Annotated in this window: 24 protein-coding genes; 19 read left to right on the top strand and 5 right to left on the bottom strand. The window is 44.5% G+C overall.

Going from position 1 to position 23,811, the window contains the following annotated elements:
• Position 1: 1 nt before the first annotated feature.
• The 9 genes from VNM22_20635 (at position 2) to modC (ending at position 8,157) form a co-directional block, all read left to right on the top strand.
• A complete protein-coding gene (locus VNM22_20635; GenBank protein ID HWP49578.1) occupies positions 2–586 on the top strand; it encodes a response regulator in 585 nt (194 codons plus the stop codon).
• A gap of 405 nt (positions 587–991) precedes the next feature.
• A complete protein-coding gene (locus VNM22_20640) occupies positions 992–2,062 on the top strand; it encodes an aliphatic sulfonate ABC transporter substrate-binding protein (GenBank protein HWP49579.1) in 1,071 nt (356 codons plus the stop codon).
• Positions 2,063–2,087: 25 nt separating this feature from the next.
• Entirely contained in the window at positions 2,088–2,900 is an 813-nt protein-coding gene (locus VNM22_20645; protein ID HWP49580.1) for an ABC transporter ATP-binding protein, read from the top strand.
• A gap of 2 nt (positions 2,901–2,902) precedes the next feature.
• Positions 2,903–3,670, top strand: coding sequence for an ABC transporter permease (locus VNM22_20650; GenBank protein HWP49581.1), 768 nt, complete (start codon positions 2,903–2,905; stop codon positions 3,668–3,670).
• 426 nt (positions 3,671–4,096) lie between these two features.
• Entirely contained in the window at positions 4,097–4,306 is a 210-nt protein-coding gene (locus VNM22_20655) for a TOBE domain-containing protein (GenBank protein ID HWP49582.1), read from the top strand.
• Positions 4,307–4,340: 34 nt separating this feature from the next.
• Entirely contained in the window at positions 4,341–5,417 is a 1,077-nt protein-coding gene (locus VNM22_20660; protein ID HWP49583.1) for a substrate-binding domain-containing protein, read from the top strand.
• A 25-nt stretch (positions 5,418–5,442) separates the two neighbouring features.
• Positions 5,443–6,219 (top strand): molybdate ABC transporter substrate-binding protein, encoded by a 777-nt coding sequence (gene modA, locus VNM22_20665; GenBank protein HWP49584.1) that lies wholly within the window; start codon positions 5,443–5,445, stop codon positions 6,217–6,219.
• A 125-nt stretch (positions 6,220–6,344) separates the two neighbouring features.
• Positions 6,345–7,049: a molybdate ABC transporter permease subunit gene (gene modB / locus VNM22_20670; GenBank protein ID HWP49585.1), complete on the top strand. Its 705-nt coding sequence runs from the start codon at positions 6,345–6,347 to the stop codon at positions 7,047–7,049.
• Positions 7,050–7,062: 13 nt separating this feature from the next.
• Positions 7,063–8,157: a molybdenum ABC transporter ATP-binding protein gene (modC, locus tag VNM22_20675; GenBank protein HWP49586.1), complete on the top strand. Its 1,095-nt coding sequence runs from the start codon at positions 7,063–7,065 to the stop codon at positions 8,155–8,157.
• Here modC and VNM22_20680 read toward each other — a convergent pair.
• The 4 genes from VNM22_20680 to VNM22_20695 all read right to left on the bottom strand — a co-directional run bounded on the left by VNM22_20680 (position 8,154) and on the right by VNM22_20695 (position 11,841).
• A complete protein-coding gene (locus VNM22_20680; GenBank protein ID HWP49587.1) occupies positions 8,154–8,798 on the bottom strand; it encodes a bifunctional precorrin-2 dehydrogenase/sirohydrochlorin ferrochelatase in 645 nt (214 codons plus the stop codon). The genes modC and VNM22_20680 overlap by 4 nt on opposite strands.
• Positions 8,799–8,881: 83 nt before the next feature.
• The gene (locus tag VNM22_20685) at positions 8,882–9,331 is read right to left on the bottom strand and encodes a hypothetical protein (GenBank protein ID HWP49588.1); all 450 of its coding nucleotides are present in this window, start codon (positions 9,329–9,331) and stop codon (positions 8,882–8,884) included.
• An 85-nt stretch (positions 9,332–9,416) separates the two neighbouring features.
• On the bottom strand, positions 9,417–10,223 hold the full coding sequence (locus tag VNM22_20690; GenBank protein ID HWP49589.1) for a phosphoadenylyl-sulfate reductase: 807 nt from the start codon (positions 10,221–10,223) through the stop codon (positions 9,417–9,419).
• Position 10,224: 1 nt separating this feature from the next.
• Entirely contained in the window at positions 10,225–11,841 is a 1,617-nt protein-coding gene (locus VNM22_20695; GenBank protein HWP49590.1) for a nitrite/sulfite reductase, read from the bottom strand.
• Between the two features lie 1,349 nt (positions 11,842–13,190).
• Between VNM22_20695 and VNM22_20700 the strand changes: the two genes are divergently transcribed.
• The 10 genes from VNM22_20700 to VNM22_20745 all read left to right on the top strand — a co-directional run bounded on the left by VNM22_20700 (position 13,191) and on the right by VNM22_20745 (position 23,176).
• Positions 13,191–13,583 (top strand): response regulator, encoded by a 393-nt coding sequence (locus VNM22_20700; protein ID HWP49591.1) that lies wholly within the window; start codon positions 13,191–13,193, stop codon positions 13,581–13,583.
• 530 nt (positions 13,584–14,113) lie between these two features.
• Positions 14,114–15,172, top strand: coding sequence for an ABC transporter ATP-binding protein (locus VNM22_20705; protein ID HWP49592.1), 1,059 nt, complete (start codon positions 14,114–14,116; stop codon positions 15,170–15,172).
• Positions 15,147–16,160: an oligopeptide/dipeptide ABC transporter ATP-binding protein gene (locus VNM22_20710; GenBank protein ID HWP49593.1), complete on the top strand. Its 1,014-nt coding sequence runs from the start codon at positions 15,147–15,149 to the stop codon at positions 16,158–16,160. The genes VNM22_20705 and VNM22_20710 overlap by 26 nt, the downstream gene beginning before the upstream one ends.
• Positions 16,161–16,227: 67 nt before the next feature.
• Positions 16,228–17,238, top strand: a complete 1,011-nt coding sequence (locus VNM22_20715) for an ABC transporter permease (GenBank protein HWP49594.1) — start codon at positions 16,228–16,230, stop codon at positions 17,236–17,238.
• Positions 17,239–17,685: 447 nt separating this feature from the next.
• Positions 17,686–19,359 carry an ABC transporter substrate-binding protein gene (locus tag VNM22_20720; GenBank protein ID HWP49595.1) on the top strand — a complete coding sequence of 558 codons (1,674 nt, stop codon included), beginning with the start codon at positions 17,686–17,688 and terminating at the stop codon, positions 19,357–19,359.
• A gap of 70 nt (positions 19,360–19,429) precedes the next feature.
• Positions 19,430–20,329, top strand: a complete 900-nt coding sequence (locus tag VNM22_20725; protein HWP49596.1) for an ABC transporter permease — start codon at positions 19,430–19,432, stop codon at positions 20,327–20,329.
• A gap of 83 nt (positions 20,330–20,412) precedes the next feature.
• Entirely contained in the window at positions 20,413–21,189 is a 777-nt protein-coding gene (locus VNM22_20730; GenBank protein HWP49597.1) for a creatininase family protein, read from the top strand.
• 157 nt (positions 21,190–21,346) lie between these two features.
• Positions 21,347–22,051 carry an isochorismatase family cysteine hydrolase gene (locus tag VNM22_20735; protein ID HWP49598.1) on the top strand — a complete coding sequence of 235 codons (705 nt, stop codon included), beginning with the start codon at positions 21,347–21,349 and terminating at the stop codon, positions 22,049–22,051.
• 296 nt (positions 22,052–22,347) lie between these two features.
• Positions 22,348–22,656: an isoamylase early set domain-containing protein gene (locus VNM22_20740; GenBank protein HWP49599.1), complete on the top strand. Its 309-nt coding sequence runs from the start codon at positions 22,348–22,350 to the stop codon at positions 22,654–22,656.
• Between the two features lie 139 nt (positions 22,657–22,795).
• The gene (locus VNM22_20745; protein HWP49600.1) at positions 22,796–23,176 is read left to right on the top strand and encodes a gamma-glutamylcyclotransferase; all 381 of its coding nucleotides are present in this window, start codon (positions 22,796–22,798) and stop codon (positions 23,174–23,176) included.
• Positions 23,177–23,192: 16 nt separating this feature from the next.
• Here VNM22_20745 and VNM22_20750 read toward each other — a convergent pair.
• The coding region (locus VNM22_20750) for a hypothetical protein (GenBank protein ID HWP49601.1) at positions 23,193–23,811 on the bottom strand (619 nt) is incomplete at its 5' end.

Here is a 23,811-nt window from a genome sequence, read left to right on the forward strand (position 1 = left end):
TATGCCTGAACCATTACGGGTTTTGATTGCAGAAGATGATACGGTGATTGCTATGGATCTCCGAGAAGCCCTGGAATCCCTGGGGCATCGGGTAATCGGAGAGGCTTCAACGGGAGTGGAAGCCCTTCGACTGGCTCGAGAACTGAAACCGGATCTCCTTCTGTTGGATATTAAGATGCCGGAACTGGATGGAATAGAAGCTGCTACCAGAATTCTGGCAGAATATCCCCTTGCCATTATCATGCTTACGGCCTATACCGATGAGGTTTTGATCCAACGGGCAGAAAAAGCCGGGGCTTTAGCGTACTTGGTTAAACCTATCCAGGAGGAAGCTCTAAAACCAGCTATTCGCGTAGCCATGGCTCGATTCAGAGAACTTCAGGCACTCCGTACCGAGGTCAGTAACTTGAAGGAAGCCCTTGAAGCCAGAAAACTCATCGAACGCGCCAAAGGAATTTTGATGGAAAAGTTGGGTATATCCGAAGCTGAGGCTATGAAGCGGCTGCAAGAGCAGAGCCGTAACCATCGTAAGAAACTGGTCGAAATAGCTAAGGCCATCCTCATGGCTCAAGATCTATTGGCTTAAAAGGTAGAAATCCAAAAAACGAAATTCCTCAAGACCCCAATAAAAATAGAGAATTTCCCATGATAGCGTTCTCTCCCCATTTTTCGTCTTCAAGGCGATGGCCATGGACCTTACAGGGGCAAAATTTTTAATAACAGGAAAAAGCCCAGGATAAGAGAAGAAGGAGTTTATATGCGAGAGGTAACTCTGGATGAAGAATTGACAAAGATTCTGGAATGACTATTTTATAATAACAGGAATAAAAAATTACCAGAGTATCACAAACCCACGGTTGCTTTGTGATACCCGGCTATGGGAGCCTTTTGGGAGAAGTATTCTTTTCTCCAAAAGGCTTTTTTTTTGGAACCGAGCCTGAGGTAAGAAAAATTCTTGTGCCCAGGATTTTAAGGGGGAGGGACAGAAACCATGAATTCTAAAACAGTCAGGATGGTAGCAGAGAGTTTAGGAGGAATTGTTCTCATCGTCGGGTTGATACTTCTAACCCTTTACCTATCCCCTGCGGAGTCAGGTGAAAAAGTAAAAATTCGGGTGGGACATTTTCCCAATATTACCCATGCCCAGGCAGTTATCGGCCATGGATTATCCCGAAAAGGGGAAGGGTGGTTTGAACAGAGATTAGGTCCGGAGTACTCCCTCGAGTGGTTCACTTACAATGCCGGTCCTTCGGCTATGGAAGCCATTTTTGCCCGGACTGTGGATTTTACCTATGTAGGTCCCAATCCGGCTATTAATGCCTATATAAAATCCAAAGGGGAGGACATTCGGATTATTGCCGGTGCAGCCAGTGGGGGAGCAGCTTTTGTGGTACAACCCGATGGAAGGATTAAGACCGATGCCGATCTTAAAGGCAAAAAAATTGCAACCCCTCAGCTTGGGAATACACAAGATGTAGCAGCAAGGGCCTATCTTCTCTCTAAAGGTTATAAAGTGACCCCCTCGGGAGGGGATGTATATGTTATACCCACTCAAAATCCAGACCAGCTGGCTTTGTTTCTCAAAGGAGAAGTAGATGGGGTTTGGACCGTAGAACCCTGGGTGACCCGTCTTTTGGTGGAAGGAAAAGGGGTCATTTACCTTGAAGAAAAGGATCTCTGGAAGGACGGAAAGTACGTAACCACCCATCTTGTGACCAGTGTTCAGTTTCTTAAAGATCATCGAGACATTCTTAAAAAATGGATTGCGGCCCATATAGAATTGACCCAATGGATCAACCAGAATCCGGACGAAGCCAAGAAAATCCTTAATGAGGAAATCGCCGTTGAAACCGGAAAATCTCTTTCGCCCCAGATATTGGAAGGATCCTTCGCACGTCTGGAACTAACCTATAATCCCATTAGGGATTCACTTTTTAAAGCTGCCGAGGATGCTTTTAAAATTGGTTTCCTGGGCAAAGAAAAACCGGATTTATCTCGGATTTATGATCTCTCTATTTTAAATGAAGTTTTGAGAGAAAAAGGGCTGCCGGAGATTCCCTAATTTAGCACAAGAAGGAGGTAAGAATTTGAGTAGCCTGGTAAAAAATCAGCTTTTAAGGGAGGAAACTCCTCCAAAGCTCATGATCGATGGGATAACAAAATCTTTCCAGACTAAGGCGGGTCGTACCCAGGCTTTAGAGGAGGTTTCTTTAAGTTTGAAAGAAGGAGAATTTGTCTGTCTGGTAGGTCCTTCAGGGTGTGGGAAATCGACCCTACTCAATATCATTGCCGGACTGGAGAAACCCGATTCCGGAACCATTCTGGTCGATGGAAAACCTGTGACAGGTCCAGGGAGGGATCGGGGGATGATGTTCCAGGAGCCGGCTCTTTTTCCCTGGTTAAATGTACTGGGAAATGTTTTATTCGGATTAAAGTTGAAACCCGGTTTGACCCAGGCGGAGTGTCGCGAGGTAGCCGAATTTTATCTCCAACTGGTTCATCTAGAACAGTTTAAGCAAGCCCACATCCATGAACTCTCGGGTGGGATGAAGCAACGGGTCGCTCTGGCACGAGCCCTGGCTCCTAATCCCAGGATTTTACTCATGGATGAACCCTTTACCGCCTTGGATGCCATGACCCGGGAACAGCTTTACACAGATCTCCAGGAAATTTGGGAGAAACGACGAAAAACTATTGTCTTTGTAACCCACAACGTTCGGGAGGCTTGTTGTTTAGGGGATCGGGTGGTTATTTTTTCCCCTCGACCGGGCCGGATCTGCGAGGAGTTTCAAATCCATTTGAAACGACCCCGAGATATCAACGACGTAGAACTGGCCCGCTATGCCACGGAAGTTACACAGGCTTTAAGAACCCATATGCTTAGCAAAGCGGAGGTGTAACCATGCCAAGAACCTTAAAAATGACCGGCTTCTTTATTCTGCTCCTTCTGGTCTGGGAATGGGTCTACAGAATGCACATTTATTCTCCGGTTCTTTTTCCTTCTCCTATAGAGGTGGGACGATATATCGTCGAAGGGTTTAAGGACCATTCCCTCCTGGAGGGAATTTATATTACTCTACGTCGATTGCTACTGGGTTACTCAATCTCTGTGGCAATAGGAATTCCCCTGGGCCTACTGCTGGCACAATCTCCTCTTCTCCAAGATACCCTGGGAGCTTTAACCCTGGGATTACAAAATCTGCCCAGTATTTGCTGGACTCCTCTGGCCATTTTGTGGATCGGACAAAATGAAACGGCGATTCTGTTCATTGTGGTTATGGGAGCCCTGGGTTCAATTATTATTTCCACTCAAGCGGGAGTTCAAAGTGTTTCCCCTATTTATGTACGGGCCGCAAGAACCATGGGATCCCGAGGATTACACACCTATTTAAAGGTCAGCATTCCGGCCTCTCTTCCGGCCATTGTAACGGGTATGAAAATGGGATGGTCTTTTGCCTGGAGGTCTTTGATGGCCGGAGAAATGATTCTCTTCACCATCGGAGTTTCTGGCCTGGGTCATATCCTCCACATGGGACGTGAACTACTGGATATGCCCCGGGTGATAGGGGTTATGCTCATTATCATTGCCATTGGGTTAATAACCGATAAGGCCCTTTTTGGCCGCTGGGAAGCCCATATCCATGAGCGATGGGGAACTTCAAAGGCTTGAGGCAGCCAACAGAAAGACCACCCAGTGAAAAAAAGATCTTTGTAAAAACTTCCCTCCGGTCTGATTGAATAAGAGCGTGCATACCGGAGCGGAGTTTTCCTGTCGATTTTTAACGGTCCAGGGAACAGAAGTTCTTTGGTCATCCGCCGGTTATTCTAGCCTATCCTTCCGTCTTTATGGGACTTTCCTTTACTTTCCAGGTCCGGGTGGCTGACTTTTTCATTATGTTTTTCTATTCATAATAAAAAATTTTCTAAAAAAATTTGTCAATTCTTTCTTAAAGGTATTAATTATTATCTAGTTACCATCCGGTAATGGGTTTTAATCTAAGGCTGGGATTAACACCAGGAAGTTTTCCGGTATTTAGCCCGGCAGTCAATATGCTTTATAAAACATATTAAATTTTCCCTATAGGAGTCCCCAACGATGCAAATCAGTGCCCGGAATGTCTTAAAAGGCAAAGTAAAAAGTATCACCCACGGCTTGGTAAATTCAGAGGTTATTGTTGAGTTACCCGGTGGAACCGAAATCGTTTCGGTAATCACCAAAACCTCAGCCGAAAAGTTAGGTTTAACCGAAGGCAAAGAAATCTATGTGGTTATTAAAGCAACCCATGTCATGATTGCCACAGACTGAATAAGATATTGCCTGAAGGGAAGTAACACCGGTTATGGATGCCAGATCCGAGGTCTGGATTGAAGTACAGGGTAAAGTCATTTTAAATAACAAAATGGCCAGGCTCCTAAAGGCCATTGATGAATCCGGTTCCTTAAGAAGGGCGGTAGATACCTGTGGACTATCCTATCGAAATGCCTGGGGGCTCTTACGTGAGATGGAAGCAGCCTCGGGAATTAAATTTGTACACATGCGGGTAGGTGGGAGGGGAGGGACCCATTGTTTTCTTACCCAGCAAGGGAAGGAGTGGCTTTCTAGGTATTTGACCTTCCAAAGAAACGTAGAGAATTTCATTCGGGACGAGTTTGATAAAACCTTCAAATGTTTACGACTGGCCACCACCAGTTGTTCTGTCAGTTCCGGATTATTAACGGCTTTGCTTCCCCCCTTTGAGAAACGATTTAATATCAAAGTGGATGTATTTCCCGTCGGCACAAGAAAAGCCTTAGAGTTAGCTTCCTTAGGACAGGTAGACGCCATTTTGGTTCATACCCGGAAATTAGAGGAACACTCCGTTCCTCTGGACTATGGAGTCAATCGACGGGATATCCTGTATAGACAGTTTGTTTTAGTAGGACCGACCCAGGATCCGGCTCAAGTCCGGCAGGCCCGAACTGCTGTAGAAGCCTTCAAACGTATAGCCGACAAACAGGTCCCCTTCCTCTCCCGGGGAGATAACTCCGGTACTTACCTCAAGGAGAAAGAAATCTGGGCCTTAGCCCACATAAACCCTCAAGGGGACTGGTATATAAAAACAGGAAAACAGCTCTCGGAGATCCTTGAGCTTGCTCAGGAGCGAAGGGCTTACCTCCTTGCAGAGCGAAACAAATTCCTGGCTTTGAAAGAATTGTCTGATCTGGACCTCCTCTTTGAAGGAGATCCCATCCTTTACAATCTCTACAGTATCATGGCCATTGACCCTGTCAAACACCCTCAGGTCAATTACGTAATGGCCATGACTTTGATCGGCTGGTTGACTTCTCAAGAACAAAAAACTATTCAACAATTCAAGAATGAAGGATCCCGGCAATTTCTATTCCACCCGGTGCTTCTCTCTGAAGTAAAGAGTTAGACGAAGGATAAAGAAAGGAGCAGATATGAAAAAACTAAATGTCTTCCTGGGTTTTCTAATTAGTCTCATCATCTTGAGTAATGTTTTTGGAACCGTCAGCCTGGCTCAAGACAAAATAACCGTTTACGTGGCCGCCAGCCTCACCAATGCCCTTAAAGAGCTTGCAACCCTCTATGAACAGAGGATGGGAGTAAAAATTCAGACTTCCTTTGCCTCGTCATCTGTCTTAGCCAAACAGATTGAAGCCGGAGCTCCCGCAGACATTTTCATATCCGCCGATCTTGAGTGGATGGATTATTTAGAGGGAAAAAACAAAATCGAACCGAAGAGCCGCCGGAATTTGTTGAGTAATTCCCTTGTAGTGATTGCTCCTAAGGGTAAAGCCTTTGCCCTTAAAATGGAAAAGGGTTTTAACTTCGCTGAAGCTTTTCACGGTAAATTGGCCATGGGAGATCCGGATCATGTACCGGCCGGGAAGTATGGAAAAGAAGCGCTGATTTATATGGGATGGTGGGACGCCCTTACTCCAAGGATCGTAAGGGGGGAAAATGTTCGTGCAGCTTTAGCCTTTGTAGAGCGCGGAGAAGCTGATGCAGGGATTGTGTATGCAACCGATGCTAAACAGTCTGATAAAGTCGAAGTCCTGGGAACTTTTCCCGAGGAGAGCCATAAACCGATTACCTATCCTGCCGCATTGATACAGGGTGCCGGAAGCTCGGCTAAAGCGTTTTTAGATTTTCTTTCCTCCGAACAGGCCGGAAATATTTTTACCAAATACGGTTTTATCGTCTTAAAACATTAGACCCTCGCAGGCAGGCAGATGAGAAGTAACCATAAAAACAAAATAAAGATTAAGGATCCTTCCCCTACCAGAGGTGAGAAGCCTTTTCAGGTTGTTAGGGTGAATTTTTGTAGACATTGACGGATATGAATTTCTCCTTGTTTCCACTCACACCTGAAGAAGTCTCTGCGATTTGGCTTTCTATTAAAGTAGGGTTCTGGTGTGCAGGGATCACTTCCATTCCGGGCGTGATCTGCGGTTGGCTTTTGGCTAAAAAGAATTTTTTCGGAAAATCCCTGCTGGACGGATTTTTTCATTTATCCTTGGTTCTCCCTCCCGTTGTAGTGGGATATCTTTTGCTTTTAACCTTCGGCAATCAAGGGTTTTTAGGTAAATGGCTTCGAGAAATGCTGGGTATTTCCATTGCTTTTACCTGGAAGGGAGCCGTATTAGCTTCCGCGGTTATGGGATTTCCTCTTATGGTTCGCTCGGTCCGCCTCTCTATGGAACTGGTGGAACCAAAGCTAGAAGAAGCTGCCCGTACCCTCGGAGCCGGACCTTTATGGGTTTTTTTTACCGTCACCCTACCCCTTGCGTTTCCAGGAATCCTGGTCGGTCTGATTCTCTCTTTTGCTCGAAGTTTGGGAGAATTTGGGGCTACCATTACCTTTGTATCCAACATTGTAGGAGAAACGCAGACGCTACCTTTAGCCATCTATACCTATACCCAAACCCCCCAGGGGGATAAGCCTGCCCTTCGTCTGGTGATCTTGTCCCTGACTCTGGCCTTCATGGCTTTGATGACCAGTGAAATACTGGCCAAAAGGGTTGAAAAATTACTGGGAAGGTAGAAGACAGGATAACTTGTTAGATTTAGACATCCAATTAAGCCGCGGTAGTTTCAGTTTGGAGGCAAGCTTGAGACTCCATGAACCCATCACGGGCGTTTTTGGACCCTCGGGTTCCGGCAAGAGTACGCTCCTCCATGTCATTGCAGGTCTTATCACTCCTCAAGCGGGTAAAATCAAACTGGGAGAGATCCTGCTCTATGATACAGAAAAGAAAATTAACCTGCCGCCCCATAAACGAAGAATCGGATATGTATTTCAGGATGGTCAACTTTTTCCCCATCTTTCTGTAAAAAACAATCTCCTCTATGGTTATTGTCTTGTTCCTCGAAACCAAAGACGTTTTAAACTTGATCAAATCGTAAATTTGCTGGAAATTCAATCCCTACTTTCTCGCTATCCCCGAAACCTCTCTGGGGGCGAGAAGCAAAGGGTTGCTCTAGGCCGAGCCCTTTTAACGTCTCCCAGGCTCCTGTTATTGGACGAACCTCTGGCTTCTCTAGATGAAGGCCTTAAGAGGCAGATTCTGCCTTTTTTGAAAAGAATTGCCATTGAAACCCATATCCCCATGATTTATGTGAGCCATGCCATCGGCGAAATTCTCCAGTTAACCGATCAAATGGTCGTAATTAAGAATGGACGAATTCTTGGTCAGGGTTCTTTTCTGAAAGTTATGAAAGATGAAAAAATCCTGGAACTGGCTAAATTATCCGGGCTGGAGAATGTCATACCCGTAGAGGTGGTAGGACACGAGCGGGAGTTGGGACTCACCTTGGCAAAGCTCCACCATCAAACCTTGAATCTACCCTTCTCCTCTATTCCAGAGGGAGAAAGAACCTTTGTATCGGTTCGACCAGAAGATATTGCCCTGGCTATTCAGCCTGTGACAGGCACTTCCATTCAAAATCAGCTTGAAGGAGAGATTCTCGGAATGACGGATGTGGGCAACCGGATATTGGTGGAGGTAGATATCGGCGTCGTGGTACTGGCAGAATTAACCATTAAAGCCTTCCATGATCTTAATCTAAAAGAAGGTATGCCCGTTTACTGCTTAATTAAAACCCATGCCTTTACTTACCTGGGAAAACCCTTGAATAGAGAGGTTTCTTAATTCTGTAATCCCAGCTTCTCCAGGATAGTTAACTTTTTCTCCTGAACAGATTTCAGTTCCCCTTTTTTGAGAAGATCTAAAATATCCCAATCTAAAATTTGATGAACAAGCGTTCTTCTCAGAAAGGGGTCTTTAACCTGCCGGTGTATGTTTTCCCTTAATTCTCCCAGGATTTTCAGAAAGGGTTCGTACTCCTCCCCAAATTCCCTTTCCAGTTTTTCTCGAATTTTTTTAGCCAACGCCGGACTCTTGCCACTGGTAGAAATACTCAACAACAGATCACCTCGCTTAACCAAAGCCGGAACAATAAAGTTACAATATCTGGGACAATCCACTACATTAACCAGGATGTTTCTTCTCGAAGCATCCCGATAAACCCGGGCATTAACCTCAGGTCGGTTTGTAGCGGCTATGACGAGGAACGCCTGGTCCAGATCTTTCTCGTCATATTTTTTGGGTAGATACGTGACCTTTTTCTGATCAATTAAATCTTTCAATCCTGCGGTCACTTCGGGACTGATGACCATTACCGAGGCTTCACAGGCTAACAAAGAATTGACTTTCTGCTCGGCTATCTCTCCTCCGCCTATAACCAGGCATTTTCGGCCTTTTAATTCGAGGCAAATGGGATAATAAGACACCGCAATCCATAAGGAGTAGGCCCTAGACCATGGGAAGTAAAACCGGCTACCTCCCATGTACGGTCATAGTCTACGGCCCATCCTTAAATACCTACCTCAATATTTTCTATCCTGGCCCCATCTGCATCGATACCCAAGATGATATGACAAAGGTGGGTATCGATGGTCAGGCGATAGGCTCCTGGATTTTTAAGGGAGAAAGAAATATTTCGGATTAATTGATCCTTTAGGGTGGTCAGCGACCGATTGGTTTCTTTGATCAAACTCAGGATCCTGGAGCCTCTTAAAGTTTTGTGATAAATTCGTAGAAAAACTTGCTCATCTTCACGATCGTAAACCTTCCCGATTCTACCTGTTTCAAAACCTATTTCCAGGAGTCTTTCCACATAGCCCATGAGTTCTTCCGGAACTTCTCCCTTTTCAAGGGATTCCAGGAGTGAAATATATTTATTACGGGTTTCTCCCTGAAGCTGCCCAGTAAGGGCTTTTATTTCCCGTATAAGGAGTTCTTTTTCTTGAAGATCTATTTCCATTTAAAAAGTTTTCAGGTATCCATCCTTAAAGGGCTTAAAGTGAGCTAGAGTTGGAGAAAACTCTAGCCATTCTAAGCCCTTTCCTTCATCCTTCCTCTTCTTTCAATAAAGCTTCCAGTTCGTGCTCAAATCCGCCTGTGAGAAGGCTGCAATGCATACCACACTCCTTAGGTGCATTAATTTCCCACCACCAGCGGCCTGCCCGGGGATTCTCGCCGGGTTTAACAGGACGCGTGCAGGGATAGCAACCGATACTGGTATAACCTTTATCGTAAAGTCTGTTGTAGGGAACCCGATGAGTTCTGATATAATCCCAAACCTCTTCCTCCGTCCAATCGGCCAGAGGATTAACCTTCACCACACCCCCGTGATCGTGATCCAGCTCGATTTTCCGAATATTGGTTCGGGAGGCCCATTGATCTCTTCTCAATCCGGTTATCCAGGCGTCCAACCCAGTTAAAGCCCGAAGTAAGGGGCGCACCTTTCGAACTTCGCAGCACATCAATCGGAGTTTAACACTTCGGTAAAAGAGGTTGACTCCATGTTTTTTGACCAACTTCTCCACCTCGTGGGTATTGGGATAGTAGACCTCTATGTTGATTCCATATTGCCCCCTTACTTCCTCCATGAGTTCGTAAGTCTCCTCTGGAAGTCGACCGGTATCCAGGGTGATGACCCGTACCTCGGGATTGATTCGCCAGGCCATATCCAGAAGAACCATCCCATCTATTTGAAAACTGGTAATCAACGCCAATCTCGGATGAAACTCTTGGAAAGCCCATCGGATGACTTCTGTTGGTTCCTGGTCGTCGAACTGAACGGCCAGTTCTCCGACTTCTAAGTCGTCTAACTTTCGTCGAGGTTCTGATTGTAATAAGTTGGTCGTTTCCAATTTATTTTCCCTCCATTAAATTTTTAAGTTGTTCGTCCTGATGTTTGAGACAAAATTCTTGAAAACTTATAGCCTCCTTTTCTTTCCGGTAAGCCTGATAAGCCCGGATCAACCTCTCCAGGTAGTATTTAACTTGATCTGCCGGTACTCTTCGTCCTATGGCCTTGCCGATAAGGGGCTTATTTCCCAATCCACCTCCCAGGAAGATATCATAAGCTTCTATTTTTTCTCCTTCAGGAGATCGGGCCGTGGTCCCTTGAAGACCGATATCTCCCACCCAGTGGGCCCCACAGGCATGGGGACACCCGTCCAGGTAAATCCGAAGATCGTCGACTCCTTCCCCCATGGCATTCTCCAGATGGGAAATGATCTCGGCAAGTCTTCCCTTTGTTTCGGTGACGGCAAAGTTACAATGAGGTTGTCCGGTACAGGCAATTCCGGGTCCCCGGAGCCGACTGACTTTGAGTGTAAAACCTATTGCTTCCATTCTTTCAAGAACCTGGGTTAGTCGGGATTCGGGAATATAGGTGATAATAAAATTCTGCTCTCGGGTTAGACGAATATCCTTTCCCTCCTGGGCAACAAGCTCTGCTATCTGAATCATCTGCTCACTGCTAAGGCGTCCTGTGAACACCGGAAACCCCAGGTAGTAGAATCCCCTTTGTTTCTGTTCACAAATACCCAGGTGGGAAGTTCGACCAACAGATTGCTCCAGCAGAGGTAGTTCCGGGAAATCTTCCAGCTTCCTTCCTAACTTGTTCTCAATGAGGTTTCGAAAAGCTTCCGGACCGTAATCATCGACCATGAACTTCAGGCGTGCCTTGATAAAAGATCGGCGATAGGTCAGGTCATCTTTCCAGACATCCAGAATGGCCCGAATCACAGGTAAAGTATCTGCCATGGAAACGAAAACCCCCAACGGTTTTGCAATCCTTGGTACTGTTGAGAGACCTCCTCCGACCCAAACTGTAAAGCCCAGTTGCTCCTGACCTGCTACCATCCTTTTAACCCCTACAAAGGCCTGGCAGTGAATCTCTGGGGCATTACATCGATAGGCACAGGCGGAAAGTGTTATTTTATGTTTCCTGGGAAGATCTGAATATTCTGGATTCCCATCCAGGAATCGGGCAATTTCCCTTACAAGGGGCGATGCATCGAACAATTCCTGCCTATCCAATCCGGCTACCGGACACCCGGTTATATTTCTTACCACATCCCCACAGGCTCCCACCGTGGATAAACCTGCTTCCTGAAGGATTTGGAAGATCTCCGGCAAGGTTTCCAGTCGAATCCAGTGAAGTTGAATATCCTGTCGGGTCGTAATTTCTCCATAGCCCTTACCAAATTTCCTGGAAATCTCTCCGATGGTTCTTAATTTTTGAGGGGTCAAAATGCCGTTAGGGATCTTAATACGCATCATGAAAGTACCCATTTTAGGTTTGTCATGATACAACCCGTACCATTGAAGACGAACCATATCTTCCTCGGGAATATCCTCGTAGCCTTTCTGGATCAGTTCAGGAAGTTCGTGGATAATCTCCAACGGCATTTTCTCCTTCTTCAACCGTTCTCGAGGATTCTTTTTGATGATTTGATCATACGTCCCTATTTCACCCATATCTTTCTCCTTGAGTTTGCTTACCTGGTTTCAAGAAAGGTCCTCCGTATCTTAAACACAAAAAGTTATGGGTCTAAAGTCCATAATTCCCTTCTCTCTTTCCAGGGGATAACCTTCAGGGTTCTAATAATTCCCTTTTAAAATTTTCCGTGGGTTATTTTCCCCACATCATCTGCTCATGGGACTAAAGACCTTTGATAAAGAACCCGGCATAGACAGAAAACTGCCGGCAAAACCCTTGGACCCCAATAGGTACCAAAATAAAATTTTAAGAAACTTGAGTTATTTGCCGCTCATAACGGTTTATTGGGAAATTTTTATGAAGGAACTCAGAACTAGCTACAACAACACATGTTGCAACAACAGGGGGAGGACATGGAGGCTCGGAGGAAGGTTAAAGTATGGGGGGAGGTTTTCACAGAGGCAGGTAATACACTTCCCTTAAAGGGAACCAGGGAATAGTAAGGATAGGATAAACAATCACTCCTCGAATTACTCCTCAAGGGTATTGCTCCATTGAAACGATAGATTGTAGATGGATTAATCGTTTTCATAGTTAAACCGTCCTACTTTAGGATCTCCGGTTCTTGCAGGATTCCAGGATCCATAAAATAAGAAATTCTTATATTGATATAAGATTCCCCTACGACCTTTAGATCATAACGGGGGATCAATCCCATTCAAGCTCACAGCTATGTATTAAGTATACCAGGGGATGAAAACTGTCAATAGGATTTTATCATTTTTTCAGCAGTAAACCAATTCAGCTGAAGGTTTTGAGTATTTGTAATAACCTTTGATCTCTAACTCGGATACAAAGGACACCCCGGTTAGAGGGATAATCGAAATCCCCTTTGACTAAGAGGTAGTTTTTTCTAACCTGACCCCCTCATCCCTCCTGATCTCTCTGGAGGATAAAAAGAATAGGTGAGCGAGGAATCGGAAAAGCAAGACTTGAAGGCTCCCCGGCTTATAAAGCCGGCAAATTTAATATTCCTTTCATTATTTTTTTATATTTTTTTAATCATTAAGCCCTATCCTTGACTTAAGTAAAGATAAATGAGACTTCTTCTCGTATTAAGAGTTCTAACTATCAGAATAACAGCTTTTTTATTATCATTTGTATTGTTTTATGCTATTCGATTATTTTTAGTATTTTTTACCCTATAAATTTCCGTTGACTACTTAGGGAATATGTGCATAGAATATATCACAAAAATTCTTCCGACCGGTTTTAATTTATTCCTATCTTAACTCATAGATTCTTAATATGAGTCAATTGGATTGAATGATAAGGATAAAGATACAAAGGTAGTGGGTAGTCCCAGTAAAAACAAGGAGGCGTTACCATGCTAGAAACAGATCATTTTCCCAAGGCTTTGGTCATAGACTCGGATCCCAGTAGTCGAAAAAGTCTGGAGGAAATGCTGAATGAACAGGGTTATCAGGTCAGAGGGGTTGGGGGAATAGGTGAAGCAGCCCCGTTTTTTAAGGATGAAAATTTTTCTCTGATTATCGGTGAGTTTGGATTTCCAGGATCCGATGAAACCCAAATTTTAGAATTTGTGCGGCGTTTAAGATCCAAAGCCAAAATAATTTTGATTGCTCCTAACTTAGGGGCGGAAATGTATATTAAAGCTCGAGCTTATGGAGCCTTCGATTGTATCGACAAATCCTTAGAGAAATCGGCTTTAAGGGAAATTATCAAACTAAAAAACTATGACCTTTCCCATATTTTGTGATCTCCATGTCTTTATCTGATCGCCTTATCACAAACTTCTTTGCAGACTTTTTTGTCCAGGCTGGGAAAAAATCGAGATACTCTCCCCTTGTAAAAATATTTTCCCCTGGAAGTCCACTTGAATCAAGGGTATCAGAACGATAATAACGGTCTATATTTTGTTTCTTCTTTTTGTTTACGTTTCCCTTCTTTAACACCAGCATACCAGGTGCAGCGGTGAAATAATCACCCGTCAAAGAGGGGCTGATCACGTTATATCCTGCATATATTCCTCGTCCTGAGTTAACTCCTTCCTGATGGCCAATTTATTAAGCAGGTATCTGGTATCCTTGCCTAAAAAGCTGGCATTTTCATCAGGGGGGAATCTTACTTCTTTTCCCAGAACTTTAGAAATTATGGTACCTTACACAGGTATTTAACCAACCACAAGATGGTACTCCCTTTGCTTTTATATTTTCAGAGGTTTCAAAAGATTTCAACAGGCAAGGTCGGTCAAACGTCCTCGTTTGACGGTGGGTCATCGGTAAGATTATGTACGGTACCCAACTTCTTACAAACAGAAAGCAAACAGATGAAATGTTGTTCCAGATTAAAGACCTGAGTCTTACTCTGTACGGTCAGGGAAAACCAGCTCGCATTTTGAATAACATTGATCTTTATATTAGAGAATCGGAAGTTGTGGGATTGATAGGAGAAACTGGTAGTGGAAAGTCATTAACAGCACTCACAGCGCTTCGTTTACTTCCACCTTCGATATCGGCTTCTGTAGAAGGAGAAGTGTTTTTCGAGGGAAGAGATTTACTTCAAGAGGATGAGGATTATCTTCGAACCATTCGGGGGAGCAGGATTTGTATTATTTTCCAGGATCCGATGAGTTATTTAAATCCTGTTTTGACGGTGGGAAGACAACTGGTGGATGTTATTCTGGCTCATAACCTTCTGGGAGAAAGTTCTCGGCGATTTCCTTTATACAAAGGGGATCTACGAAAAAAAGCTACCGCTCATGCCCTTCAAATCCTCAAGGATGTTGGGATTCCCAGACAGGAAGTAATTTTGAGGAGCTATCCCCATGAGCTAAGTGGTGGGATGGGACAAAGGGTTTTGATCGCGATGGCGCTTCTATGTAATCCCCGATTGATTATCGCCGATGAACCTACGGCCTCCCTGGATGTGACCCTACAAGTCCAAATTCTCAAACTTTTGAAACAGAGGGTTCAGGAACGTAAGACGGCCCTGCTCCTCATATCCCATGATCTGGGTATTATCCGTTCTCTATGCCATCGGGTTTATGTCATGTATGCGGGTGAAATCGTAGAGTCAGGGGATGTCGAGACGGTGATCCATAAGCCTGCACATCCCTATACCCAAAAACTTATTAATGCCATTCCGAGTCGTGAGTTGGATAAGAGATTAACCGGTATAGAAGGGACGGTTTGTGATTTTACAGAACCTCCTCCAGGATGTCGATTTGAACCGCGATGTTCAAGTAGAATGCTTGTCTGTAAGTTGGAAAAACCTATTCTCATCGAGTTTGAACCCAACCATCAAGTAAGTTGTTTTCTCTATGAAAACCGAAACCATCTTGAATAAGAACCCAGAAAAATCAGGAGTTCTCGAGGCTCCTTTACTGAGAGTAATAAATTTAAAAACCTATTTTCCACTGAAACCAAGATTCTTTCGCCCAAAGGCTTATATAAAAGCTGTAGATGGGGTCAGCTTTCAACTCCTTCGTGGAGAAACGCTGGGTGTTGTGGGGGAATCCGGCTCAGGTAAAACAACGCTGGTTAAAACGATTGTCAGGCTATTGGACCCCACAGAAGGGCAGATTTTGCTCAATGGCGAGGATATTGCCAAATTATCCTATGAAGAAATGAGACTCCGTAGACGACACATTCAGATGGTCTTTCAGGATCCTTATTCATCTTTGAATCCTCGTTTTAGCGTTCGGCAGATTATCGAAGAACCTCTCCAGATCCATGATAATCTTTCGGAGGAAAAACGGATCGATGAGGTGGTTAGGCTTTTGGATCTGGTCGGGTTAAACGCAAGTTATATGGAGCGATTCCCTTATGAATTAAGTGGTGGGCAACGTCAACGCGTAGGCTTAGCACGGGCCTTAGCCTTAAAACCCAAATTACTTCTTTTGGACGAGGTTACTTCCGCCCTGGATGTATCTACCCAGGCAAATATTTTAAACCTCCTTAAAGATCTTCAACAAAGGCTTTCACTGGCTTATTTGATGGTTTCCCATGACCTGGGGGTCATCGGATACTGCTGTAACTGGGTCGCCGTCATGTATCGAGGACGAATGGTAGAATTAGCCAGGACCCAAGATATTTTTGCTTCCCCCAAACACCCGTATACAAGACTTCTTCTCTCCAGTATCCCCGGTTCGGATACTTTTCTATTAGAAGGGGAGATAAACCATAAAACCACCGGGTTCCCGGGCGATTCGCATACCTGGACAGGTTGCGCGTTTTATTCCCGTTGCAGGGAGCACAAGGAAATATGTAGAGAAGTACAACCTGAGGAGCGTTACCTTTCCAAGGAGCATAGGGTGGCCTGTCACCTCTGGTAAGACTTCATCCGGCCAGAGTCGGGTCCCTCTGCTATCTGGAAAGCCTGGGGAGCATTCCATTTAATCTATGTTTCTAACTTTTTTAATTAAAAGGTTTTTAGGGATGCTCACGACCCTGATCGGGGCCCTGACCCTGACGTTTTTTCTGACTCAGGTCATCCCGGGAGATGCCGCCATTATGAAGGTGGGTCAATTTGCAGACCCCACGGCCATAGCCAACATGCGAAAATTGATGGGACTGGATGAACCTCTTCACCGACAATATTTAATTTATTTAAAAAATATTCTGCAAGGAGAATTGGGTCATTCCTGGAAGACAGGAAACGAGGTGGTAGAAGACCTTAAAGTTCGTCTCCCGGCCACACTGGAACTGGCCTTCTGGGCCATGTTTTCTTCCTTTTTCTTAGGATTAGTTTGGGGAGTTGTCAGTGCCTTTCGTAAAGGAGGATTGGCAGATATTGCCACGCAGGTATTTGGAATCTTGGGAGGAGCCATTCCTATTTTTTGGCTGGCCTTGATGGGAGTTTATGTTTTCTACTTTCTTCTTCATCTCGCCCCGGCACCCACTGGCCGTCTGGGTATCTTAGATGAACCCCCCTCTCCGATTACCGGGTTTTACGTCCTGGATAGCCTTCTGGAAGGAGATCTTGACCTGTTCTTTAAGAGTCTTCACTACTTGATTTTGCCGGTCCTCTGTCTGGACATACTGCTCATCCCTCCGATTTCCCGTATGGTTTATACCTCCATTTTAAATGTTTTATCCTCAAACTATATCCGAACGGCTAAAGCCTACGGACTCCCAGAACGCCTTATCCGCTATCGATACGCCCTAAGAAATGCTCTGATTCCGGTCATAACCCTTTGCGGTCAATTATTTACCCACCTCATTGGAGGAATCGTACTGGTCGAAGTCGTATTTGCCTGGAATGGTATCGGGCGTTATGCCGTAAACAGCCTGCAGGTTGCCGATCTGGCCCCGGTTCGTGCGTTTATTCTCGTGGTTATCGTCTGTTCCCTCCTCGTAAATTTTATCATAGATCTTATCTACTTTTATCTAGACCCCCGAATAAAGGGATAAGGAATATGACCCCTACCTCCAGTTTTATAGTCCCCTTTGTTTTGAAATTTCCCCCTACCTTCCCAAAGAAAGACTCCAGAAACGCCCACAAAATAAGCGAATAATCCCAGAACTGTATAGAAAATTAGCACCCTTGATCGACCTGTCTTTCTGCCCTTTATCTCCTAATCTCTTATTTTGTAAAGAGTTAGTTAAATTTTCAATATTTAGACCTGGGGTGGTATAGGCCTTGCTCTTTCAGATAGCCGGTATATTCAGTAATCCAGAGAAGTGGATGGTTCTTGCCACACAGGTATAGGGAAGTGTCATATTGACTTCACATGGAAGCTGGCCACGGGCTATACCCCATTCATCTTTTTTCAGGCTTAGAACAAATGGGATAGGACCTATATCTATGGGAATTTGGTATAAGTAAGTCCCATCCCCCTTATAAAAAGGAGTCAGAAGATGAGGAAAGGCAGAGTTCAAAATCATCATACAGAAGCGGATATGGTCAACCTTACCCTTGACCGGCGCTCCTTTCTAAAGCTTGTGGGAGCTACAGGAAGTTTGATGGCCGCAGGGGATTTACTAACCGGATGGGAGAAGGTCGGGGAAGCTGCCGGTAAAAAAGTAACCCTGACGGTGGCTTTTCCTGCGGATATCGCTTCTTTGCTCCCGGATGTTTGGGCGGGAATGACCGAACATGTCATCAAACGCACCATCTACGACTGCCTGCTCCATTACCAGACTCAAGAGGTCAATGGGAAACTCTATTATGACAATGATCGTTATGATATGCTCATTGCCAGTGACCTTAAGGTTTCTGATGACCGTAAGACCCTTACATGGACCATTCGGGATGGATGGACCTTCTCCAACGGGAAGAAGATTGATGCTTATGCCTGTGAGAAGTGCTTCCGATGGTACTTTAAGCGGGATAGTATTGGGGCTGCCCAGATGAAGGTCGATGGAATTACCCGGCTAGAGGATGTGTATGCTGTGGATGCAAGGACCCTGGTCCACCAGCTTACCTATCCAGCTCCTTGGGGGGCCATTGCCAATTATATTCAACTGCTCAGCATCGTGGATGTAGATGAAATTATGAAACATGCCACCGAGAGCGATCCCTATGGGGTAAAGTGGTTGGAGCGGGAAACGGTATGTTCAGGTCCTTACAAGATAGAGAAGTGGATAACAGGAGATCAATTCGTGGTGACCGCACGGGAAGATTACTATAAGGGTAAACCGAAAATAGACCGGATTATTTTTAAAATTATCCCGGACCCTTCAACCCGTTACATGATGGCCCAAAGGGGCGAACTGGATATGCCGGCTAATCTGGATATGAAGGATCTGGAAATTTTGAAAAAAGATCCCAACTTCCTGGTCGAAGGATACGAAACCCTGGATTGGTGGTACCTGGGTATGAATTGGAAAACGCCTCCCTTTGAGGATTTAAATGTTCGCAAAGCCATTGCCCACGCCATTCCCTACGATGAAATCATTAATACGGTCTGGTACAATTTTGCTACCCGCCTCAAGAGTTGCTATCCCATTCCGGTACCCGGGTATGATCCAACTCTATGGCCTTACGAATATGATCTGGATAAAGCAAAAGGATATCTCAATCAGTCGAGTCGTCCCAAAGGATTTGAGGTGGAGATGGCAGTGGATAACGATAATATCAATGAAGAACGAACGGCTATCCTGATCCAGGATGCCCTCAAAAAAATTGGAATCAATGTAAGTATCCAGAAAATGACGGCCGCTAAAAAATGGGAATCCTTGATTGCCAGGAAAATTGACTCTGCCGTGGCTGCTTTTATGCCCTGGATTGCCGATGGAGGATATCATACCCACTGGAATCTCCTGGAAGATAGTTTTGCCAATTTTTTTAATTATAAAAATCCCGAGGCTGATAAAATCGCTAAAGAATTTATCTATATGGATCCTAAAGATCCCCGACGCATTGAACTCATGAAGAAACATCAAACCCTGTTAATTAATGACGTTCATGCCGTTTATCTCTTTGCCCCTCAGTGGATTTATCCCCACCGAAAGAACCTGAAGGGATTTGTTTACTTTCCAGATTCTATGCCTCGATTCAGCCTCATGGAGAAAACCAACGATTTAGGCTAAAAGCAGCAGCTAGGGGGCAGGAAGAAGTGGAGTAAAAAACTGCCCATGGTCTCTGTTTTCTGAACTTTTAATGGCTGTTGAAAGGGAAAGTCTTTTTCAGGCTGAAGAAATCTTCCGGCAAAGGATGCAAAGTCCCCTTCGAAGGCTGGGGGTATTTCTGGGACTGACCTGCAATCGACGGATCCAAATCGGTCTAATTTTAATTACGTTCTGGGTTCTGGTGGCCCTCCTGGCTCCTTTCATAGCGCCCTATGGTCCAGAAGAGGTTTTTCAAGGCGATAAACGACTTAAACCCCTGGATAAATACTGGCTTGGAACAGATCAATTTGGACGTGACCTTCTCAGCCGAATATTATACGGAGCGAAATATGAGTTACTCATCGGCATTATTTCAACAACTGGAGCGGTATTCATGGGAATCGGTCTGGGGGCTATAGCCGGATTTTATGGAGGGGGGGTAGATCAGGTGATCATGCGGATCATGGATCTTCTCTTTGCCTTCCCCAGCTTTATCTTAGCCCTGATATTTGCTGGAATCCTAGGCTCTGGGGTGGTAAACCTCATCCTATCCTTAATTCTGGTCTCCATTCCCATTTATGCCAGACTTATTCGAGGGGAAATCTTGCAACAGAAAAGACGACAATACGCCGATGCGGCCGTCGTTACAGGATGTTCTAAAAATCGGATGTTGGTTCATCATCTCTTGTTCAATAGTTTGAATCCTGTGATCACCCAGTTTCCTATGACCATTTCCTGGGTAATCCTTACAGCCGCCGGAATTAGCTATCTAGGTTTTGGCATTCAACCTCCGGCCCCGGAATGGGGGCTTATGATCAATGAAGGGAGTAATTATATTGTTTCCGGAGATTGGTGGATTTCCTTCTTCCCGGGAATAGCCCTGTTTACCCTCCTTTTAGGTTTTTCTCTATTGGGAGATGGACTTAATGAGAGCTTATACGCCCGAGGCTAAAACCACTACACTAAAAAGAGTGTACCAAGGACTATGAACTCTAAACAGGGGTTTAGGGTTCATGGCCCTTGAGTCCGTAGATCATGATACCTCAAAAAGGAAAACCTCTACTTTGGGAAGAACTTTCTTGGACAGAGGTTCAAGAACTTACTAAAACCATGAAAATGGCCATTTTACCGTGTGGAGCAATTGAACAGCATGGTCCACATCTCCCATTGTGTGTGGATACTCTGGATGTCTATGAGGTAGCCAAACGAATTTCAGCGGCAACCGGGGTACCCGTCCTACAACCCTTTTGGTATGGGGTTTCCCAACGCCATGGAGACTTCCCAGGAACCATTGCCTTCAGACCGGAAACCTTTATGATGGCCGTTTTAGACATTGCTCACTGGCTTTATAAGGCTGGAATCCGTAAACTGCTACTGCTGAACGGACATATGTGGAATATCGGTTCTTTACAGGCTGTTCGGGATAAAATTCTGGACGAATTCCCCCGGGATATGCGGGTCCGTTTTATGAATTGGTGGGAAGTCTCCGAACGGGTTCGTAATAAAGCTGCCGAAGATAACCCAGAAGATCCCACATGGATTCATGCCAATATTGCCGAGACTTCCTGTGTACTGGCCATACGTCCAGACCTGGTAGATATGAGTAAAGCCTCTAATTACGACGATATTAAAGTGTTCTGGGATTATCGAATGGATCAATATACTCCGACAGGTATCGTCGGTAGAAAAACAACGGAATCTACCGCCGAGTGGGGAGAAGCACTCTTTCAAATGGTTATTGAAGATCTGGTTCCTCAAATTAAAGAAGCTCTGGAAGAACAACCTCGGGTGAAAGGAGATCTGTTCAAATAATCAACTTCCTATCACCTTTATTTTGAAATTTTTATCTGTCTCAGGTTATAAAAATCCAGCATAGAAGATTCAAGATAGAAGGACTTTACCCCATGGACTGTGAACAAAAATCCTCCTTCCCTGGTTCATGGGGTAAGTAGATTCCCTGGAGAAATTTATGGTAAAATCCCCGGTTATTGTCCAGGCAGACCCCTACGATTGGCCCTATGACGGAAATTTGGTCCCCGAACGAACGGCTCTTCTGGTAATTGATATGCAGATCGACTTCTGTGGGAAAGGGGGTTATATAGATCAGATGGGATATGATATTTCTTTGACCCGAGCCGCTATTAAGCCTATCCAAACGGTTTTAACTGCTATACGAAAAATCCCAGGTTTTACTATTATCCATACCCGCGAGGGTCATAAGCCTGATCTATCCGATCTTCCAGCAAATAAATTATGGCGAAGTAAAAGAATCGGTGCCGGAATCGGAGATCTGGGACCCCGGGGTCGTATCCTTATACGAGGTGAACCGGGATGGAATATCATTGAAGAGCTTAAACCACTTCCCGGAGAACTTATTTTGGATAAACCGGGGAAAGGAAGTTTTTATGCTACGGACCTGGAGTTGATCCTTAGAAATCGGGGGATTACCCATCTGATCCTTACAGGTATTACAACCGATGTATGTGTCCACACAACTCTGCGAGATGCTAATGACCGGGGATATGAGTGCCTTCTTCTGGAAGATTGTACAGGGGCTACTGATTATGGAAATTACCTGGCAGCTATTAAAATGATTAAAATGCAGGGAGGCGTCTTCGGAAGCGTTTCAACCTCCAAGCGTTTGCTGGAAGCCTTAGAAAAACTAAAAACCTAATCCCACTCCTATCCCAGGAAAAGAAGTCCTTTGATAAGGAACGGGTAAACGTTAACAAGGCTATGGGTTGTTTAAGATAGATGAAATTTATAATGGATCTTTTACACCTTTTATCACCTGGAATAACCTATCAACAAAAATCTTCTATAAAGAAACCGATTATAAAATTTTATTGAATATTTAACAATTTTGATCTATTTTCTCTAATACCATGGATATAAAGTCTTATTGAAGAGAATTTTGGGTCATCCTGAGGATGAAAGTTTAGATTTTTATTTTTTGTAAAAGGAGGTTTTATGGCCGTTAAAAAGACGGGTGCAAGAGGTGAGAAAAAAGAACAACCCACCAAGAAAAAAGTCGTATTCCAGCTTTTAGCTCCTGAAGCTCAAAGCGTCAGAGTAGCTGGAAGCTTTAACAACTGGGATACCCAATCCTATGAATTAAAAAAAAATAAGAAAGGACTCTGGAAGACAACTATTTCTCTGGAACCCGGAACCTATGAATATCTTTTTTTAGTAGATGGAAAATGGGAGAAAGATCCGGCCTGTACGGAGTTTGTCTCCAATCCCTTTGGGGGTCAGAACTGTACCATTACCGTAACCTAGTGTTTAAAATAGAGATCCCTTTGTAAAAAGAGTTGAAAGGTAAGAAGAATTCTGGAGAGTCCCAGCTTTCAAAAATTAATCTAAAAAGATTGATTTAAACAGTAACTATGCTATTAATGAAAAGAACTGAAGGGCGAAAATGAAAATTTTTTTCAATGGAACGGTCCTGCAGGGTCAACCGGACCATGCTAATCTAGAAGGTTGTCTTTTCCTTAAAGCCACTTATACCGCTCCTGCCTACGCCTTATATTCTATCCAGGATAAACATCCGGGGATGTTTTGGGTTGGAAAAGAAAAAGGGGTTAAAGTATTCGGAGAACTCTACGAAGTACCTGAAAAGATATGGGAAGAACGTATCAGTAAGACAGAACCCCCAGGTCTATACCTGGGGCCCGTTCTACTGGAAGATGGGACCCAGGTCTATGGAATGCTTTATCCTGAAGAAGAAGCCCGTAAACATCTAGATATTTCCTCATTCGGAAGCTGGATCAACTATCTCAAGAGTAAAAAATCCCCTTAAACAACATTTACAAGTTCTACTTTAACCAGGGCCATTTAGCAGACTCGGGAGGGAAATAGGTCGTTTTCCTTTCTTGTTTACGAGCTTGTGGGGCTCTTTTTTTTCTATCCTTTGTATAAAAAGGCGGGGTGAAATCCTTTTGAGCCTGTTTATTCAAAATGGGATAAGGAGAGAAAGGAGCATTTTCCTTAATTGAAGTTAAGTTTTTGTTTTCAATGCTATATTCTTTGTACTCTAAAGCTTCAGTAATTTCTCTTCTGGATGGAGCAGAATCATTAGCTCCAGGGTCGATAGAACCATTCTTTGAATTACAATCCGAGGGGTATTCCTCCGGAACTATACAATCCACGCCCCTACTTACAACGTCTGCAACAAGAGTCAGATCTTTGGAAGGTTCTGGAGAAGTTTCAGGCTTCCAGATTCCATAGATTTTATCCATGAACGCTACCCAGATGGGTAGTGCTGTATGAGTTCCATCCCACTGAATCGGATCCCCCTGATCATATCCTACCCATACCAGGGTCAAATACTCGGGAGTGTACCCCATAAACCACCCATCCTTGAAATCACTGGTCGTCCCCGTCTTCCCAGCTACCAACCCCTTATAACCCAGCTTCCTGGCCTCATAGCCTGTC

This window comes from Candidatus Limnocylindrales bacterium, from assembly GCA_035559535.1.
Lineage (GTDB): Bacteria > Moduliflexota > Moduliflexia > Moduliflexales > JAUQPW01 > JAUQPW01.